Origin of the sequence: Pseudomonas sp. B28(2017) (assembly GCF_002113025.1) — a bacterium.
Taxonomy (GTDB): domain Bacteria; phylum Pseudomonadota; class Gammaproteobacteria; order Pseudomonadales; family Pseudomonadaceae; genus Aquipseudomonas.
Map to the genome: position 1 here is coordinate 246693 of NZ_NEJH01000007.1, position 15198 is coordinate 261890.

19 protein-coding genes are annotated in these 15198 nt (G+C 55.7%); 13 read left to right on the forward strand and 6 right to left on the reverse strand.

The window, feature by feature from the left end; genetic code table 11:
• Together CAF65_RS19265 and CAF65_RS19270 are read right to left on the reverse strand one after the other, a co-directional pair.
• On the reverse strand, nucleotides 1-498 hold the full coding sequence (locus CAF65_RS19265) for a YmfL family putative regulatory protein (RefSeq protein ID WP_085717704.1): 498 nt from the start codon (nucleotides 496-498) through the stop codon (nucleotides 1-3).
• Nucleotides 499-538: 40 nt separating this feature from the next.
• On the reverse strand, nucleotides 539-760 hold the full coding sequence (locus CAF65_RS19270; protein WP_056724266.1) for a Cro/CI family transcriptional regulator: 222 nt from the start codon (nucleotides 758-760) through the stop codon (nucleotides 539-541).
• Nucleotides 761-866: 106 nt separating this feature from the next.
• Between CAF65_RS19270 and CAF65_RS19275 the strand changes: the two genes are divergently transcribed.
• The 9 genes from CAF65_RS19275 (at nucleotide 867) to CAF65_RS19315 (ending at nucleotide 5599) form a co-directional block, all read left to right on the forward strand.
• Nucleotides 867-1589, forward strand: a complete 723-nt coding sequence (locus CAF65_RS19275; RefSeq protein ID WP_085717705.1) for a S24 family peptidase — start codon at nucleotides 867-869, stop codon at nucleotides 1587-1589.
• Nucleotides 1590-1751: 162 nt separating this feature from the next.
• Entirely contained in the window at nucleotides 1752-2000 is a 249-nt protein-coding gene (locus tag CAF65_RS19280; protein WP_085717706.1) for a DUF1654 domain-containing protein, read from the forward strand.
• Nucleotides 2001-2318: 318 nt separating this feature from the next.
• The gene (locus tag CAF65_RS19285; RefSeq protein WP_085717707.1) at nucleotides 2319-2768 is read left to right on the forward strand and encodes a tellurite resistance TerB family protein; all 450 of its coding nucleotides are present in this window, start codon (nucleotides 2319-2321) and stop codon (nucleotides 2766-2768) included.
• Entirely contained in the window at nucleotides 2765-2968 is a 204-nt protein-coding gene (locus CAF65_RS19290) for a hypothetical protein (protein ID WP_085717708.1), read from the forward strand. The genes CAF65_RS19285 and CAF65_RS19290 overlap by 4 nt, the downstream gene beginning before the upstream one ends.
• 65 nt (nucleotides 2969-3033) lie before the next feature.
• Nucleotides 3034-3234 carry a carbon storage regulator CsrA gene (gene csrA, locus CAF65_RS19295; RefSeq protein WP_085717709.1) on the forward strand — a complete coding sequence of 67 codons (201 nt, stop codon included), beginning with the start codon at nucleotides 3034-3036 and terminating at the stop codon, nucleotides 3232-3234.
• Between the two features lie 150 nt (nucleotides 3235-3384).
• The gene (locus tag CAF65_RS19300) at nucleotides 3385-3657 is read left to right on the forward strand and encodes a hypothetical protein (protein WP_085717710.1); all 273 of its coding nucleotides are present in this window, start codon (nucleotides 3385-3387) and stop codon (nucleotides 3655-3657) included.
• Complete coding sequence (locus CAF65_RS19305; protein WP_085717711.1) at nucleotides 3654-4115, forward strand: hypothetical protein; 462 nt, start codon at nucleotides 3654-3656, stop codon at nucleotides 4113-4115. The genes CAF65_RS19300 and CAF65_RS19305 overlap by 4 nt, the downstream gene beginning before the upstream one ends.
• 190 nt (nucleotides 4116-4305) lie before the next feature.
• Complete coding sequence (locus CAF65_RS19310; protein WP_085717712.1) at nucleotides 4306-4548, forward strand: DUF4224 domain-containing protein; 243 nt, start codon at nucleotides 4306-4308, stop codon at nucleotides 4546-4548.
• A gap of 1 nt (nucleotide 4549) precedes the next feature.
• Nucleotides 4550-5599 (forward strand): tyrosine-type recombinase/integrase, encoded by a 1050-nt coding sequence (locus tag CAF65_RS19315; RefSeq protein WP_085717713.1) that lies wholly within the window; start codon nucleotides 4550-4552, stop codon nucleotides 5597-5599.
• Nucleotides 5600-5761: 162 nt separating this feature from the next.
• Here the strand turns inward: CAF65_RS19315 and CAF65_RS19320 are convergent, their stop codons facing one another.
• The 3 genes from CAF65_RS19320 to CAF65_RS19335 form a co-directional block, all read right to left on the reverse strand.
• The gene (locus CAF65_RS19320) at nucleotides 5762-6241 is read right to left on the reverse strand and encodes a hypothetical protein (protein ID WP_085717714.1); all 480 of its coding nucleotides are present in this window, start codon (nucleotides 6239-6241) and stop codon (nucleotides 5762-5764) included.
• A 345-nt stretch (nucleotides 6242-6586) separates the two neighbouring features.
• Nucleotides 6587-6871, reverse strand: a complete 285-nt coding sequence (locus tag CAF65_RS19325) for a hypothetical protein (RefSeq protein ID WP_085717715.1) — start codon at nucleotides 6869-6871, stop codon at nucleotides 6587-6589.
• Between the two features lie 273 nt (nucleotides 6872-7144).
• A complete protein-coding gene (locus tag CAF65_RS19335) occupies nucleotides 7145-7591 on the reverse strand; it encodes a hypothetical protein (protein ID WP_178076718.1) in 447 nt (148 codons plus the stop codon).
• 163 nt (nucleotides 7592-7754) lie between these two features.
• Between CAF65_RS19335 and CAF65_RS19340 the strand changes: the two genes are divergently transcribed.
• Both CAF65_RS19340 and CAF65_RS19350 read left to right on the forward strand, forming a co-directional pair.
• Entirely contained in the window at nucleotides 7755-9128 is a 1374-nt protein-coding gene (locus CAF65_RS19340; RefSeq protein WP_085717717.1) for a transposase, read from the forward strand.
• A 949-nt stretch (nucleotides 9129-10077) separates the two neighbouring features.
• Complete coding sequence (locus CAF65_RS19350) at nucleotides 10078-11460, forward strand: cytosine permease (RefSeq protein WP_085717747.1); 1383 nt, start codon at nucleotides 10078-10080, stop codon at nucleotides 11458-11460.
• 82 nt (nucleotides 11461-11542) lie between these two features.
• Here CAF65_RS19350 and CAF65_RS19355 read toward each other — a convergent pair whose 3' ends face one another.
• The gene (locus CAF65_RS19355; protein ID WP_143492132.1) at nucleotides 11543-12784 is read right to left on the reverse strand and encodes an MFS transporter; all 1242 of its coding nucleotides are present in this window, start codon (nucleotides 12782-12784) and stop codon (nucleotides 11543-11545) included.
• A gap of 101 nt (nucleotides 12785-12885) precedes the next feature.
• Here CAF65_RS19355 and CAF65_RS19360 point away from each other — a divergent pair, with 101 nt between their 5' ends.
• Both CAF65_RS19360 and chrA read left to right on the forward strand, forming a co-directional pair.
• Nucleotides 12886-13827, forward strand: coding sequence for a chromate resistance protein ChrB domain-containing protein (locus CAF65_RS19360; RefSeq protein ID WP_085717720.1), 942 nt, complete (start codon nucleotides 12886-12888; stop codon nucleotides 13825-13827).
• Nucleotides 13820-15184, forward strand: a complete 1365-nt coding sequence (gene chrA, locus CAF65_RS19365; protein WP_085717721.1) for a chromate efflux transporter — start codon at nucleotides 13820-13822, stop codon at nucleotides 15182-15184. The genes CAF65_RS19360 and chrA overlap by 8 nt, the downstream gene beginning before the upstream one ends.
• Nucleotides 15185-15198: the final 14 nt, after the last annotated feature.

Here is a 15198-nt window from a genome sequence, read left to right on the forward strand (position 1 = left end):
TCAACCCTTCCCGCTTGGGATTCGGGCGGGGCCATTCGACTTGTACAATTCAATCTGTGCGATCACCTCCTCGTGTCGTGCAGCCAAGTACTTGGCATGCCCGGCCAAAATATCTGCCGCTTCCGCTGCAGTGATTTCGCCGTCATCCAGTGCCAAGGCGAGAAGCTGGTCAACCCGGCCGCGTTTCACAGAGGTACGCAAAGAGCGTCGATGGATGTCGACGTTGTCCAGATCGGCAACCTCAGGCAGGCGAACAAACACACCGCCATACATTGCGCAGATGTAATCCGGTAAGAAGGTAGTTTTCGCTTCAGTCTCAAGCGTGCAGATCTCATCGTCGGTGAGGGGCTTGACCCCTGCCGACTCGTAAATCCGGTTCTTGAATCGCTTGAGATTCACCTCACCCAGAAAGTCAGAGGCGTATGCAAGTCCGCCCGGAAATGCATTGGCAGCGGCAATGACGGCTTTGCGGCGGGTGTCTAGTACTGGCAATTTCATCGTCTAGTTTTCTCTCGGCGCCGTTGCGCTCAAAGTTTGCTCATGAAATGGGCAGCATCCGGCGACGCGACCTTTTTGCGCTTTGGACCGGAAATGGTCTGAGCTCTTCAGCTGTGAAAGAGCCATCTGCGTGTTCAGTAACAAAAATGTCACGACCAACCTGCAGAGCTTTGTTGAGCGACCCTTGTGACATCCCAAGCAGATTTGCTGCGTTGGTTTGCCCGCGTGCACGGGCAAACTCATCCAGACTTTTTCGGCTCATCTCGCCGATCTCCTTTATTAAATACCCACCAAGTATCTCCGGCGGAATTTAATTAATCAAGCCCGGCGGCATTTGATTAAATATCGCCGCTAGGAATAATCGTGGAATGAAAAAACGCGAACTCGAAGACTGGGAAAAAGAAGAGTGCTCAGCACTCAAAGCGGCTGTGGATGCCTTCAACGCAGGCAAATCGCGGCGTGATGCCCTGACTCAGGGAAAAATCGCAGATGCCCTAGGCATAAATCAGGGCTCCGTCAGTTCGTACCTGAACGGCTACAACGCACTGAATGCGAAAGTCGCTAGCGCAATTGCCGGATTGATTTCCAAACCCGTGGAGTCATTCAGCCCTCGACTGGCTGATGAGATTGCGAAAATGGCGCAGTCCAGCTTCGAATCTAATGTCGAGGCTGGTCCCCCCATCTATTCCTCACCTCGCAGAATCAATATCGAAGGTACCGCACAGCTCGGCAGCGAGGGATATTGGACAAGCCTTGACCAGGCAGCTGGCTGGGTTGAGACCTACTCCCGAGATGAGGACGCCTACGCACTTCGGCTCAAGGGTGACTCAATGGCACCAGCGATCCGTAGCGGGTGGGTCGCTGTCTGCGAACCCAATCACCGCCTAGTGCCAGGTGAGTATGTGATGGTCACCACCGTTGATGGACAAAGCATGGTTAAAGAACTTCTCTTCGAGACCGAAGAAGAGGTCAGCCTCATGTCGATCAACTCCGCTTACGGCGAGCGGCTGACAGTAGCTCGGATTGATATCGAGAGAATCCATTACGTAGGGGCAATTCTTGCCCCCAGCAAGGTGCTGGGCAGAATCTAAATTTGAGCCCTTCGATTTGTCTCTAACTCCCTTGGACACCTCCCTCCTGAAGCCCGCAAATTGCGGGCTTCTTTCTGTTAAATGATTGTTTTTAATCGTTAATCTTTAGCGCTTAGGATTCAAGCCATTCACTGTGTATCCATACATAAAAGGAGCAGTGCAATGGCAAAGCCAAAAAACAAACCAACACCGCCAAATTCGTTTGAGCTTCTTGGATTCCGCATCCAAAAAATCATCAGCGCCCCCGCCGCCCAAAAACGAAAAACGGCAGTCATTTGCAGGGAAGCAGATGAATGCCTTAAGGACTGGGAGCGGCTCCTTGAAGAGATAGCAGAAACCGAGCACGTACTAGTGCATCGAGAAGATGACTGCACCGCGCGCATCTCTTGGGACCTCCCCGCAAATATCTAGCCCAAAGCAAGCCCGCTCAGCACGGGCTTTTTTCATAGAGCGGAATTATATCTCCGGCGGCATTGACTTTAAATATCCCCGGCGGCAATATTTGTTCGCCGCAGTGAATCACAGCGGCAATACGGGGCCACCCGCCGCTCTTTAACAACCCAATCGATTCAAAGCTGTCAGCTGCAAAAAGACTAACGCACCAGGCGTGGGCGACTCCCACCTAAGTGCGCCGTATCTGAGTCCCGCTGACAGCCCAAACAGATTTCACTACATAGCCTTGGCAACAGGGCCATGTGGGAAATCCCCTCCCCTGTATGAGGAAACACCATGTTCGGAATGAAAAAACTCTTCGGAAAACAAGTCGGCAACGCCCAGGCCGAAATGAAGAAGGTCGTTAACCGCGACTTGATGCAGGCCATTGTCGGTGGCGGCCTATTGGTCGCTGCGGCTGATGGTGAGATTGAAGCCAGCGAGGTTTCCAAGCTGGATGAGTTGATTCGCTCCAACCCGAATTTGACGCACTTCGGCAGCGAGATCACCGAAACCATCAATCGTTTTACAGGTCAGTTGAACGCCAATTTTCAAGTAGGCCGATTGGCGATCAAGCGGGAACTGGCCGACATCAAAAACGTTCCGGCCGATGCGGAGGAAGCCTTCGTCAACATTCTTGCCATTGCCCAGGCTGACGGCCTGATCGAGCCAGCAGAGTTTGTGGTGCTGAAGGAAATAAGCATGCACTTCGGCCTGCGCCTGGCTGACTACGGTATCGAGGCGTGAAGTACGCGACAAAGGTTCTGTTAATCCTGCTGGCACTGATCCTGGGTGGCATGTTGCTGAGCAGTCTTGCCTCTCGGGCCACTTGCTCTTACTACGGCTTCCAGACTGACCGAGAAACTCGCTACGCCGCGTTTGTTGGCTGCATGGTGAAACTCGACGGTGAGTGGTTCCCTCGCACTGAAATCCGCGTAATGCAGTGACGTTTCACTGATGCCGCTTCTCGCAAGGCGGCATTGGGAAACCTACTCACACAAGGAAATGAACAATGCTGATTTTGACTCGCAAAGCAGGCGAAAGCATCAACATAGGCAACAACATCACGATCACCGTGCTGGGTGTTAGCGGCAAACAGGTACGTATCGGAACTAGCGCACCAAAGGATGTCCAGGTGCATCGAGAGGAAATCACGCAGCGCATTCAAGCGGGTTCGTCGAAGCCCGCGATGGCAGCACCAGCGATCACTTGAGCAAGTCTTTGCGCCGCAAACAATAGCCCGGTTCCGATCGGGCTTTTTTACGCCTGCTTTTTATCAATCAGCACCCTTCCCTGACCAATGGCCAGCAGCAGGTGGTCGGAGTGCTGATGGATACACCTAACCTACTCCGAGGGATCAGCCATGCATCCATCATTTCAAGAGCGCGTCGATGAAGTCAGTGAACTGCTACAACGAACAAAGGCCGCCCGCTCCGGGTTCTACAGGCGTATTGATCAACGAGCCCCAGCCAAACCGGTGCGCTACCAAGTCGTCGGCGGAAGCTTCGGCATGTATCAGATTAAAGACCTTACCACCGGCAAGACTCGCGCCTTCCGTAACGACTACAAGGCCGCTCACGACCTTGCCATGCAGTTTGAAGGCAAGGCCAATCGCAAGATTACGGTGGCGCTATGAAAAAGCGAAAGTCCAACAACATGCGCACGCGGATAGAGCGAACGGGCCGAGCACTGCTTAACGCCAATCACGTCGCGGTGGTCCACATCGACCCCAGCGGGCGTCAAGGGATGATCAACAGGAAGACCTGCAGGAGCATCCCGCCAGGACAGCGAATGGCCGAAGCCGTCTGCGACATAGCCCATCGCTGGACGATCTATGTCAGCGTCCAGTGTCGAGATCAACGCGGCCACCGCTACACCAAATCGGTAGAGGTCGCCCCTCAGGGCAACTATCTGGCCGCCCACCTCGAGGACGTGATCGAGGACACCTACAAAGCCCTGGTCGCCGAGAGCAATCCGAATCACCGGGTCGCGTCGGGCTGGATCGCCATTCCCGCCGAAATATCGCTGACCGAAGAGCAGGCGGCCCGGATGTTCGACGTCGTGGGTGTCTGGAGTCAACAGAAGGCAGCATGAGACGAATTAGCAACCAAGTGCGGTGACGATGATGTTCTCGCGCTGTGTGCGATTGCCTGAGCACCAATTCCCCCCCCTCCACCTCCCGGGCAACCCCGGCATACATGCCAATCCTCGCCTCACTGCCTCCGTTTAAAACGCGAGCAAGTTTAATCACCTTCTGCCGCAACGCTCGGCATGGAGAAACATCATGGAATCCGAAATTCTTTCGGACGAAGAACTGGCGATTATTACCGGTTACAAGGCTAGGGCTTCCCAGCGACGCTGGCTGATCGACCACCAATGGGTCTTCATCGAAAGCCGAGGCAAGCGCCCATTGGTTGGACGGCACTATGTCCGCATGAAGTTGGGCATGGTGTCACCTTCTGCTCTCACCCCCCCCTCCACTCCCGCGGCGCCCGCATGGACGCCAGACTTCTCACGAGTGAACTGACATGCGCCCCCGCAATGCCGAAACACGCAACTTGCCGCCAAGGATGTATCAATGGACACGTCCCCGGAAAAGCGGAAAAACCTGGATTGCTTACTACTACTTGGACGGGTCGGGAAAGGCGATACCGCTAGGCAAAGACCTGGACAAGGCCAGGATCAAATGGGCAGAACTCGAAGCCAAGGAGGCACCTCTCGATCTTCGAACCATGAAGGGCATCTTCGATAGGTACATTCGCGATATTGTCCCCAAAAAAGCAGCACGTACCCAGAAGGACAACCTCTCAGAGATCAAGCAGCTACGACCAATGTTCGACAGCGCACCTATCGATGCAATAACACCTGCAGCAATTGCCGGTTACAGGGATGCACGCTCGGCAAAAGTGCGGGCAAATCGCGAAATCGCTACCCTCTCCCACGTATTCAACATGGCACGAGAATGGGGTCTAACCACAAAGGAAAACCCCTGCCAAGGAGTCCGTAAAAACAAGGAAACCCCGCGCGATTACTACGCAAACGATGCAGTCTGGAATGCGGTGTACCAGAAGGCAGGTCAAGAGCTGAAAGATGCCATGGACTTGGCTTACCTGACTGGTCAACGGCCAGCGGACGTACTGGTAATGCGCAAGGATGACCTTGAGGGAGGATTCCTGATGGTTCAGCAAAACAAAACCAGCAAAAAACTTCGAATCCAGACTACCACTGACGGCTCTGCAAACAGCCTGGGCTTGCTGATCGCCCAGATCGCCGAGCGTAATGCGCAGCATCTGTCGAGTTATCTGATTGTTAGTCAAAGAGGAAAACGGATGACCGCTACCATGCTGCGTAAGCGATGGGATGAGGCAAGAGAAAAGGCGAAGCAGGTCGCACTTGACCATAGTGACACGCTCTTGGCGAGCCGGATTGCAGAGTTTCAATTCCGAGACATCCGACCTAAAGCGGCATCAGAGATCACGGATATTGGTGAGGCCAGCTTGCTGCTAGGACATACCAAAGGCGACATTACCGAGCGCGTTTACCGTCGTGTAGGCGCCATTGCTAAGCCCTCAAAATAGCTGCGAAATTGCACTCCACTTGCCTACCTGATTGCATCCGGCCTGACCAGTCATACCTTCGCCAAGATGTTTTTCTAACGTATTTGTCCTGCCTCGGTGGACTCCTGTGTCTTGCCGGCGTTTTCGTTTGAGGCCGCGATGCCGGCCGCCCTGTTTAACAGTCTATTTCGGGATGTATTTGGACAGGGTCGCCTTAAGCGCCTCGGTGACAAGGGCAATCAGAATTGGCTCCGAACTCGACTGCATATATCTACCAATTTCGGATTGCTGTTCTTTCACTTTTCCCGCGTATTTTGATGAACGGCCCTCAGAAACGAGTGATGACAACTCTTCTTGAGAGAATGACTTCTCATAGGCTGCTGCAAGATTCTCATTCCATTTAGGCTGATACTGCGGCAGCAATGCATTGATTTCACTAGACACGGCACTGCTTGCATCTGCACTTCCCAGCTTTTTGGCGATCATCGCGTAGGTGATCGTTCTTTTCGCTGCCGAAAGTGCAAAGGTAGAGAGGTGTCTGCCCATCTGTTCCTGGGCAACGAATGTGCGAGCATCCTTATGTGAGGGGGTTTCGGCAGACACTGTATTTGAAAGCGCGACGAGCACGGTGAACACGATAGCGGCAGAAGAAATCCTTTTCATTTTCCAGCTCCTTAGGAGGGAAATAAGTGTTTCATCAGCGTAGTTTCATCCCGGAGGTTGTGCTACTTGATGACCGCTGCTGCGGCAGGTGGTTCTAGCACAGCGAGACTTTGAATACCCTGGTTGAGGAAATTTGAGTCACGTCGGCTTTTTAGGCACCACGACGGACTGCTTTTGGCCGATTTTTGCCTGTCGCCACCGGCCGCTGTGGGTCGTTTTTCGCCAGTCGCGATAGGCAGAAAACGGCCAGAAGCAGTCCTGCGACTGACCGAGATATTGGGGCGATTCAGATTGGATACGATGTATTTTTGCGACAGTAACAAAGGTCCCGGCGTAAGGGCTGGGCTAACTCACCACAAATTTTCCCTTCAAAGCCCCGAGCGCCTCCTTCAAATTTTGAGCGATTTCTTGTTTTTTAACATCGGAAATTGGAACGACTGAGGTTGGCCTGCTCCAATTCGTTAACTCCGACGCATACACAAAAATCTGACGGGTTGAGGGGTCATACCCTATCGATACATCAACTGAGAGATCTCCTTCTGTATACTCCAAGTAATCTGGATGCTTGATTTGAACGACAACCCCATCGTCTCTCTTTGCGCCGCCTTCATTCAACTTGTAGAACTTCATGTGACTTGTGAATCTCCCCTAGTTTGGTAGACATGTCGAGTGACTGCTCCTGGCCGATTCTGTTGAAAAAGTCGACCATGGTTTGCGCAGCAGAAAAGTATGCGTCCGAGATTGAAATCTTTACTTTCGGCAGAGGCTTCCGGACTCAGATTTCACGTAGCAGTGTGCAAAAAAGGCGTTTTAACCAGTCAATGACCAGACCGTTTGGGCGAACCGACTTTTTCAACACGATCGGTCGACAGCAGTCTCTGGGAAATCACGGCATCAGCTCTCTCAATACCTCACCAAAGCATTTTCGAGCTCCTGAATCAAAGATCTAGGCACAGGTGTATCTGCATATTTTTGCGCTATTTCGAATGGGTCGACCTTTAAAGCGGATTCGTCCCCAACGATGTATCGGCTGAAGGTAGGTGACGCGTGGTCTTCATCAACCAGCCAAAACCCGTCATAAACAGTCACCAGGTACTCTCCGATGTAGTAGCCGATCCGTGTAATGAACCAGACTCGATCTTCATCACTGACGACTGCATTTCTGAAGTAACTGTCAAGTTGGGGCAAGAATTTCTGCGGCATAATCAAAATCTCGTGGGGTTGGTCAAAACCAAGGATTTTGCTGAAATCATGAAGTACCGGAAGACGTTCTAACCTGAACGCGTCAAAACCTGCGATTCGCCGTGCCAACAAATGTTCGGGCGAGTATTCAATGCCATCCACTTTCATTCCCTTCCCTAGATCAACTCAGATGGGATGATGCCAAACCGAGGCTGCCTGAGCAATCGAGGACCCACCCAGCGTCAGCTATGGGTCGATTCTGTTGAAAAAGTAGCTCCCCTATCTGGCCTGCGGCAAAATCTCCGCATCGGCCAGCAGGGAAGCACGCAGCATGATGGGACAGTTATCGAGTGGGCAGGAGCGACTGTTTTACTCGTTCAACCTTGAAGATCACATCCCAGCCAATCACCTGCTGCGCAGCATTGATCAATGCCTCGATCTGAACGACCTGCGCCATTACCTCGCCGATTTCTACAGCCCGATCGGGCGTCCGTCGATTGATCCTGAACTGATGATCCGCATGCTGATCGTGGGCTACTGCTACGGCATTCGCTCCGAGCGGCGGTTGTGCGAAGAGGCTCATTTGAACCTGGCGTATCGCTGGTTCTGCCGGTTGAGCCTTGAAGATGAAGTACCCAATCACTCGACGTTTTCCAAGAACCGACACGGCCGTTTTCGGGACAGCGATCTGTTTCGCTGGCTGTTCAATGAAGTGCTGCGTCGCTGCATGGACGCCGGCTTGGTCAAAGGTGAAGGCTTTGCCGTGGACGCCAGCATTATCAAGGCGGATGCGAGTCGGCAGCGCGGCGTACCCGGTGATGAACCAGTCAACTGGAGCGATCCAGCCCTGAGCAGTCGCGCCGTGCGTGAGTACCTTGAGGCACTTGATGAAGAGGCCCTGGCCGAAACGCTCCCGAAGCGCCTATCGCTGACGGATCCTCAGGCTCGCTGGACCGCCGCTCCAGGTGGCCCAGCGTTCTACGCTTACTCCACGAATTATCTGATCGATACCGAGCACGGCGTGATCATGGATGTGGAGCCCACACCGGCTCATCGCACCGCAGAAGTCGAGAGCACCAAGACCATGATCGATCGGGTCGAAGCGCAGTTCGACATCAAGCCGGAACGCCTCATTGGCGACACCGCTTACGGTACCGCGCCGATGCTGGCCTGGATGGTGGAGGAAAAAGACATCGAGCCGCATGTACCGGTGTGGGACAAAACCGAGCGCAAGAACGACAGCTTCTCGATCAATGATTTCCACTGGAATGAAGAAGCAGAGGAATACCGCTGCCCGGCCGGCAACGTATTGCGCAGCGAATGGCGAGCCTTCAAGAATGAGCGTTCGCACGTCACCAAAGCCAACACCATCATCTTCCGATCCAGACAGACCGACTGCGCGATGTGCCCGATGAAAGCCAAGTGCTGCCCTAACACTTCGATTCGTAAGATCGCCCGCAGCGTCCATGAAGCCGCGCGTGATGTGGCTCGGCGCATTGCGGCGACGCCGGAGTATGTGCGCTCTCGCCACGAACGTAAAAAGGTCGAAATGCTGTTTGCCCACCTCAAGCGCATCCTGAAACTGGATCGCTTGCGACTACGTGGCATGAGCGGCGCGTCCGATGAATTCACGCTGGCCGCTGCGGTGCAGAACCTGCGACGGTTGGCCAAATTTATCTCCCAAGGGCCAGCGCTCACGGGATAGGTGCGTCTGCACCAAGCCAAAACCCTCAAATTAACCCAATAACAGAGCAGCAAAGGTCAACGAAGGGCCGAGTAACCACTCAATGTGGTGAGTAGGTTCTCCGCTGATGATCGGATCTGACTTCAGGCGAACTGAAAATCCGACTTTTTCAACAGAATCGGCCGTTCTCTGCCGGTCATCACTACCGCATGTACTGGTCAAGTCGAATGCAACCGGTTGGTCAAGTCCATGCACATACACAATAGCCAAAAAGGTGTTACAAAACCCTAAAACCGCCCCTTGTAGAATGCGGCCTGCAGCGGAACCAAAAAATGCTCGTATTAGAACGAAATCAAGCTACAGGCCACGAATTTCGGACGTTTGTATCTCGGACTTGAAAACCGTCGACTGTAACAGGTCCATGAGTTCGAATCCCATCGCCTCCGCCATCTTTATACGACAAAGCCCTGATTATTCAGGGCTTTGTCGTTTCTGGAGCTTGGCGCGCGCTGTCGCCAGTGCGCGGATCGTTTCCGCATCTTTTCGACCATTTCCGCAACCTCCCCCCTGAGTTTTCTCCTGTCATCCTGAAATCGCCGCCAAACAAATAAGCTCTGCAACCCGTCAAGGGCGGCAGAGCTTTGTGGTTTTTGCCAAGAAGACATCATTGGTATAGGGATTCGAACCCCTTCTGCCGTCATCCTGGACCGCTTCAGGCCATGGAACACGGGCACTTCCTCGACAACCATTGGCCTATGACGGCCTATTACGGCCCTAAATTTGCCCTAAATTGGCTTGTACGATCATCCCGTTATCCCTCCTCTCGGACGTCTCCTTTCGGTCCAGGCGGTGTGAAAACACCTGCAATTTACGCGAGGGTATGGCGCTACTAGCTATGAGGCGTTCGCAGCTGGGCCGAAAAGCTATCGATGCCTATCTGATAATCACGAAAATAAATCAGGAGGCGGTCGTGAAGCTGGAAAAACGTAGTATCGAGTTTGTCCCTCACAGTGAACGTTACGGAACGCCACGGCGGTTATTCACCATCTGGTTCAGTTCCAATTTCCAAGTGACCGCTTTGATGGTCGGTACGCTGGGTATCGCCTCGGGGTTGAGCTTCGGCTGGACATTGCTGGGCCTGCTGATTGGCAATCTGGTCGGCACCGTGTTCATGGCCGCGCACTCCGCCCAGGGCCCTCACTTGGGGATTCCACAAATGATCCAGAGCCGGGCACAGTTCGGTGTTTACGGAGCCGCGATCCCCCTGCTGGTAATGGTCACGGCGGCGGTGCTATTTCTTGCCGCGAGCGGCGTCTTGATGCGCGATGCCTTAAAGGCGCTGGTGCCAATGAGCGACGACCAGGCCATTGTGGTGGTCGGCGTTCTGACTTTCATCATCGGTTTTATAGGCTACGAGCTGATCCACCGTCTGGGGGCGTGGATGAGCCTGTTATCTACCCTGGTGTTTGCAAGCGCCTTGGCCTTGATCCTGCTGCACCCCAGCGACGCGGCATCAACAACCGTCTCAGGTACGGGCTTTACGTGGGCGGCCTTTAACCTGGTCATAGCGCAGGCTGCCTCCTGGACTTTAGGTTACGGCCCCTACGTGGCAGATTACTCGCGTTACCTCCCCGCGAACGTGAGCACCCGCGCCACGTTCTGGACAACCTATTGTGGTTGCGCACTGGGCTCTTTTGCCATGATGGCATTAGGCGCTTTACTGGCTGTAGCGATACCTGCAGCGCTTGACCGCGACCCTGCAACCGCCATTGCCACGTTGTTTGGCCCGTGGGCACCTTTGGTACTGGGCGTGATCGCGCTTGGCGTCATCCAGTACAACGTACTCTGCTTGTACAGCGCCTATATGTCTTCGGTCACGATATTCGGAGCCTTTGGAGGGCTCAAATACGTCACGGCTCCAGCAAAAGCGTTGGTGATGGCCATGTTGACCGTTGCTGCGACCCTGATCGCCATAGCCACCCAGTACCGTTTTGACACGTTTTTTGCGGACATTCTGATCGGTCAGTTGTATTTGCTGATTCCCTGGAGTGCGATCAACCTGGTTGATTATTACTGGGTGTGTCGTGGCCACTATGAAGTAAGTGACCTGTACGACCCTAAAGGCCGCTACGCCCGCTTCAACGGGCGAACCCTTATGGTCTATGCCGTTTCGATAATCGGCACGATTCCCTTCATGAAACTCTCGTTCTACACAGGCTTTGTAGCGAACTGGCTAGGCGCCGACATTAGTTGGGCGATGGGGTTGGTGTTGGCCGGGGGGCTGTACTGTATGGTCAACAGCCGACCAGTTGTTAAAAGCTCGCGCAAGTTTGGTCAAAGATCTCTCGAATAGGCGAAGCGAGATACGTCGTCGACGCTTCGCCTACAGCCATTCGACGATACAGGTCCAAAACTTTCTATCTATCGTAGTCAGTTCACGAGGCATCTCCCTCAAGCTGGACATGCCGGCACGCTGTGAGCAGCGCCAGATCGTAGATGATCTTGAGCACACCGCAGGCGAGCAGCGGCGCCGTGAGCCAACCCAGCCCGATCAGTCCGCTGGCAATAGTCGGGGCGATAGCGGCGGCGAGACTACGCGGCACCGCTGTCAGGCTCGCGGCAGCCGCTCGCTCCGCCGGTGTTACGACGGCCATGACGTAGGCGCTGCGCGTGGGCACGTCGAGCTGCGACAGCGCGCTGCGGAGCAACAGCATGAGCAATGCGAGCGGCAATGACGGCATGAAGGCCGCTGCAATGAGGCACAAGCTTGACGGGATGTGCGTGAAGACCATGGTATTGAGCAGGCCAATCCTGCGCGCAAGAGGCGCCGCTGCCAGTTGAGACCCTGCGCTCAGCAAACCCGTGCAGAAAAAGTACTGTCCGGCAGCGCCGATTGATAGGTCGAACCGCGCCATGAGCCAAAGCGTCAGCAACGCGTTGACGACCAGTCCGCCAGCGAATGCATCAACGCTGAAGAGCAGCGCGAGGCGAACGACAATCCACCGCGACGGCCCGAGCGATGCGCGATCCGTTGTCGACGCAGGCTGATGCACAGGCATTCTATGGTATAGCGCCAGGATCGCCAGCCCCGACAGTGCATAGAGAGCGAACATGCCACGCATGACCGAAATTGCGGCGACGCCGAGATGAGCAGCGATCCAATCGGGTGCTCCGGCCAGCAGAGCCCCCAGAGCAGCTGAGAGTGCTCCGACGAGGCTGTAGCGTGCAAAAAGTGACGTGCGTGCCTGCGCTTCAGACGCTTCGGCCAGGCACGCGTGCTCGATAGGGAGGAACATGCTGACATCGCCCGCACTGGGGTTCATCGTACCGAGGAACGCCACTACGAGCAGGGGCCATAGCGTCGAGAAGCTGGAAAAACCAATGCCCGTTGCCGTCATCACCAAGGCAGCGATCAGCAGCAGTGATCGGCGTGAAAAGCGATTGCTCAGTATTCCGATCAGCATCGTGGCAATCGCGGAACCGAGCAGGGTTGATGTGCTGATCAGCCCAACGGACAGGGTCGACATGCCAAGTGCCAGAAGATAGGCCGGAAGCAGCACCGCAATGTAACCATCACAAAAGCCTCGCAGGCTCCTCGCCACAAGCAGCCGCCATACGCCAGCCTCAAAGCCCACTAGAGCGAGTGTTGATGAGAGGCGTTTGGGGAGGGGAATCATCGCGAAACCTCCAATGTGCATTCGTGACTTGAATACTGGTTACAGCCCGCCTGAATAGATATTATAGTAGAGACAGCAACAAAATACGTTGAGTGAGCTACATGGATCAATGGCTGCTTCTGGTGCTCGGCCTCCCAACCGCCAACGCGACCGAGCGTATGCGCGCCTGGAGAGCGCTCAAGTCTTGCGGGGCGGCAGTGCTACGCGACGGCATCTATCTGTTGCCCGAGCATGTCGCTGGCCGGGAAGCCCTTGAAACGATCGAACGAGAGGTGCTCGCCATCAATGGCACGGCCTACCTGTTCTCGATCAGCGAGCCCGGCGAGCGATTCATTCCGCTATTTGACCGGAGCGAGGAATACGGCAAGCTTCGGGACGATATCGCCAGTTGCCTTGGCGAACTGACTGGCGAGAACGCCCTGCAAACCGCACGACAAGTCCGCAAGCTGCGCAAGGCGTTCGCCCAGCTGAGCGCCATCGACTTTTTCCCGAACGAGCAGAAACAGCAGGCCGACTCCGCGCTCCAGGCGTTGGAAACGGCCATCAGCAGCGCGCTCTCAGCGGACGAACCCGGCAGCCATGCAGAGCCCATCGCGACGCTTGCCCCGGAGGATTTCCAGGGGCGCCTTTGGGCTACACGCAAACGTCCGTGGGTCGACCGCCTTGCCAGTGCCTGGTTGATCCACCGCTTCATCGACCCGGCGGCGCGCATCCTCTGGCTGGACTCCCCACATGACTGCCCGACCGATGCACTGGGGTTCGACTTCGACGGGGCCACCTTCAGCCACGTCGGAAAGCGCGTCACCTTCGAAACCCTGCTGGCCAGTTTCCAGATCGAAAGCCCTGCCCTGAATCGCATCGCCGCCGTCGTGCACTACCTGGACGTCGGTGGCAGCCAGCCCACCGAGGCATCGGGTATCGAACGCGTCCTGGCCGGGCTGCGAGAAAGCATCACGGATGACGACCAGCTTCTTCAGACAGCCAGCAGCATCTTCAATGGCCTGCTGATCGCCTTCGCAAACGACGAGAAAAACCATGACTGAACCCACTGTGCGTGCCACCGGGAAGGTTACCTCCGCTAGAGCTCCCATCGGCCTGTTCGAGGCGTTCCTGTTCTGGCTGAAGCTGGGCTTCATCAGTTTCGGTGGCCCGGCGGGGCAGATTTCGATCATGCATCAGGAATTGGTCGAACGCCGTCGGTGGATCAGCGAGCGGCGGTTCCTCCATGCCCTGAACTATTGCATGTTGCTACCGGGGCCGGAAGCTCAGCAATTGGCCACCTACATAGGCTGGCTGATGCATCGCACCTGGGGTGGCGTGATCGCCGGCGCCCTGTTCGTACTGCCGTCGCTCTTCATCCTGATCGGCCTGTCGTGGATCTACGTCGCCTTTGGCGAAGTGCCGGTAGTGGCTGGCATCTTCTATGGCATCAAGCCTGCGGTGACGGCCATCGTCATCCATGCGGCCCACCGGATCGGCTCACGGGCCCTGAAGAATGCCTGGCTATGGGCCATGGCCGCGGCCTCCTTCGTTGCCATCTTCGCGCTCAACGTGCCCTTCCCGATCATCGTGCTGGTGGCTGCGATCGTGGGCTATATCGGCGGACGGCTACTGCCGAGCAAGTTTGTCATTGGCGGTGGACATGGGGCAGCGAAGGCCAGCAACGGTCCGGCGCTGATCGACGACGACACCCCGACTCCCGAGCATGCGCGCTTTCGCTGGGGGCATCTGCTGCGCCTGGCCGTGATCGGGGCCGCCCTCTGGCTGCTGCCAATGGGGCTGCTGACAGCCTCGTTCGGTTGGCACGGAACCCTGACGCAGATGGGCTGGTTCTTCACCAAGGCAGCCTTGCTCACCTTCGGCGGCGCCTATGCAGTGCTGCCCTACGTCTATCAAGGAGCGGTCGGCCACTACGGCTGGCTGTCCCCCTCTCAGATGATTGATGGCCTGGCCCTGGGCGAAACCACGCCGGGGCCGTTGATCATGGTGGTGGCGTTCGTGGGTTTCGTCGGTGGCTACGTCCAGCCGATGTTTGGCGCCGACCACCCCTTCCTCGCTGGGGCGATGGCTGCGACCCTGGTCACCTGGTTCACCTTCCTGCCGTCCTTCCTGTTCATCCTCGCCGGCGGCCCGCTGGTGGAGTCGACGCACAACGAACTGAAATTCACCGCGCCACTGACCGGTATCACCGCCGCCGTCGTGGGTGTGATCCTGAACCTGGCCCTGTTCTTCGGCTATCACGTGCTCTGGCCGAACGGCTTCAGTGGCGCCTTCGATTGGCCGTCGGCGCTGATCGCCATCGCTGCGGCGGTGGCCCTGTTCCGCTTCAAGCGTGGCGTGATCCAGGTTTTGCTGGCCTGCGCCCTGGCAGGCATGACGGTACATTTGCTGCGCGGTTGACAGCATCTGCCGGC

What these genes read in the sequence shown, in the direction of transcription:
- CAF65_RS19280 (WP_085717706.1), top strand. Translation starts at nt 1,752, where the DNA reads ATGGCAAAGCCAAAAAACAAACCAACACCGCCAAATTCGTTTGAGCTT.
- CAF65_RS19300 (WP_085717710.1), top strand. Translation starts at nt 3,385, where the DNA reads ATGCATCCATCATTTCAAGAGCGCGTCGATGAAGTCAGTGAACTGCTA.
- CAF65_RS19325 (WP_085717715.1), bottom strand. Translation starts at nt 6,871, where the DNA reads ATGAAGTTCTACAAGTTGAATGAAGGCGGCGCAAAGAGAGACGATGGG.
- CAF65_RS19315 (WP_085717713.1), top strand. Translation starts at nt 4,550, where the DNA reads ATGCGCCCCCGCAATGCCGAAACACGCAACTTGCCGCCAAGGATGTAT.
- CAF65_RS19285 (WP_085717707.1), top strand. Translation starts at nt 2,319, where the DNA reads ATGTTCGGAATGAAAAAACTCTTCGGAAAACAAGTCGGCAACGCCCAG.
- CAF65_RS19265 (WP_085717704.1), bottom strand. Translation starts at nt 498, where the DNA reads ATGAAATTGCCAGTACTAGACACCCGCCGCAAAGCCGTCATTGCCGCT.
- CAF65_RS19305 (WP_085717711.1), top strand. Translation starts at nt 3,654, where the DNA reads ATGAAAAAGCGAAAGTCCAACAACATGCGCACGCGGATAGAGCGAACG.
- csrA (WP_085717709.1), top strand. Translation starts at nt 3,034, where the DNA reads ATGCTGATTTTGACTCGCAAAGCAGGCGAAAGCATCAACATAGGCAAC.
- CAF65_RS19310 (WP_085717712.1), top strand. Translation starts at nt 4,306, where the DNA reads ATGGAATCCGAAATTCTTTCGGACGAAGAACTGGCGATTATTACCGGT.
- CAF65_RS19270 (WP_056724266.1), bottom strand. Translation starts at nt 760, where the DNA reads ATGAGCCGAAAAAGTCTGGATGAGTTTGCCCGTGCACGCGGGCAAACC.
- CAF65_RS19360 (WP_085717720.1), top strand. Translation starts at nt 12,886, where the DNA reads ATGGATCAATGGCTGCTTCTGGTGCTCGGCCTCCCAACCGCCAACGCG.
- CAF65_RS19340 (WP_085717717.1), top strand. Translation starts at nt 7,755, where the DNA reads ATGATGGGACAGTTATCGAGTGGGCAGGAGCGACTGTTTTACTCGTTC.
- CAF65_RS19320 (WP_085717714.1), bottom strand. Translation starts at nt 6,241, where the DNA reads ATGAAAAGGATTTCTTCTGCCGCTATCGTGTTCACCGTGCTCGTCGCG.
- CAF65_RS19355 (WP_143492132.1), bottom strand. Translation starts at nt 12,784, where the DNA reads ATGATTCCCCTCCCCAAACGCCTCTCATCAACACTCGCTCTAGTGGGC.
- CAF65_RS19275 (WP_085717705.1), top strand. Translation starts at nt 867, where the DNA reads ATGAAAAAACGCGAACTCGAAGACTGGGAAAAAGAAGAGTGCTCAGCA.
- CAF65_RS19335 (WP_178076718.1), bottom strand. Translation starts at nt 7,591, where the DNA reads ATGAAAGTGGATGGCATTGAATACTCGCCCGAACATTTGTTGGCACGG.
- chrA (WP_085717721.1), top strand. Translation starts at nt 13,820, where the DNA reads ATGACTGAACCCACTGTGCGTGCCACCGGGAAGGTTACCTCCGCTAGA.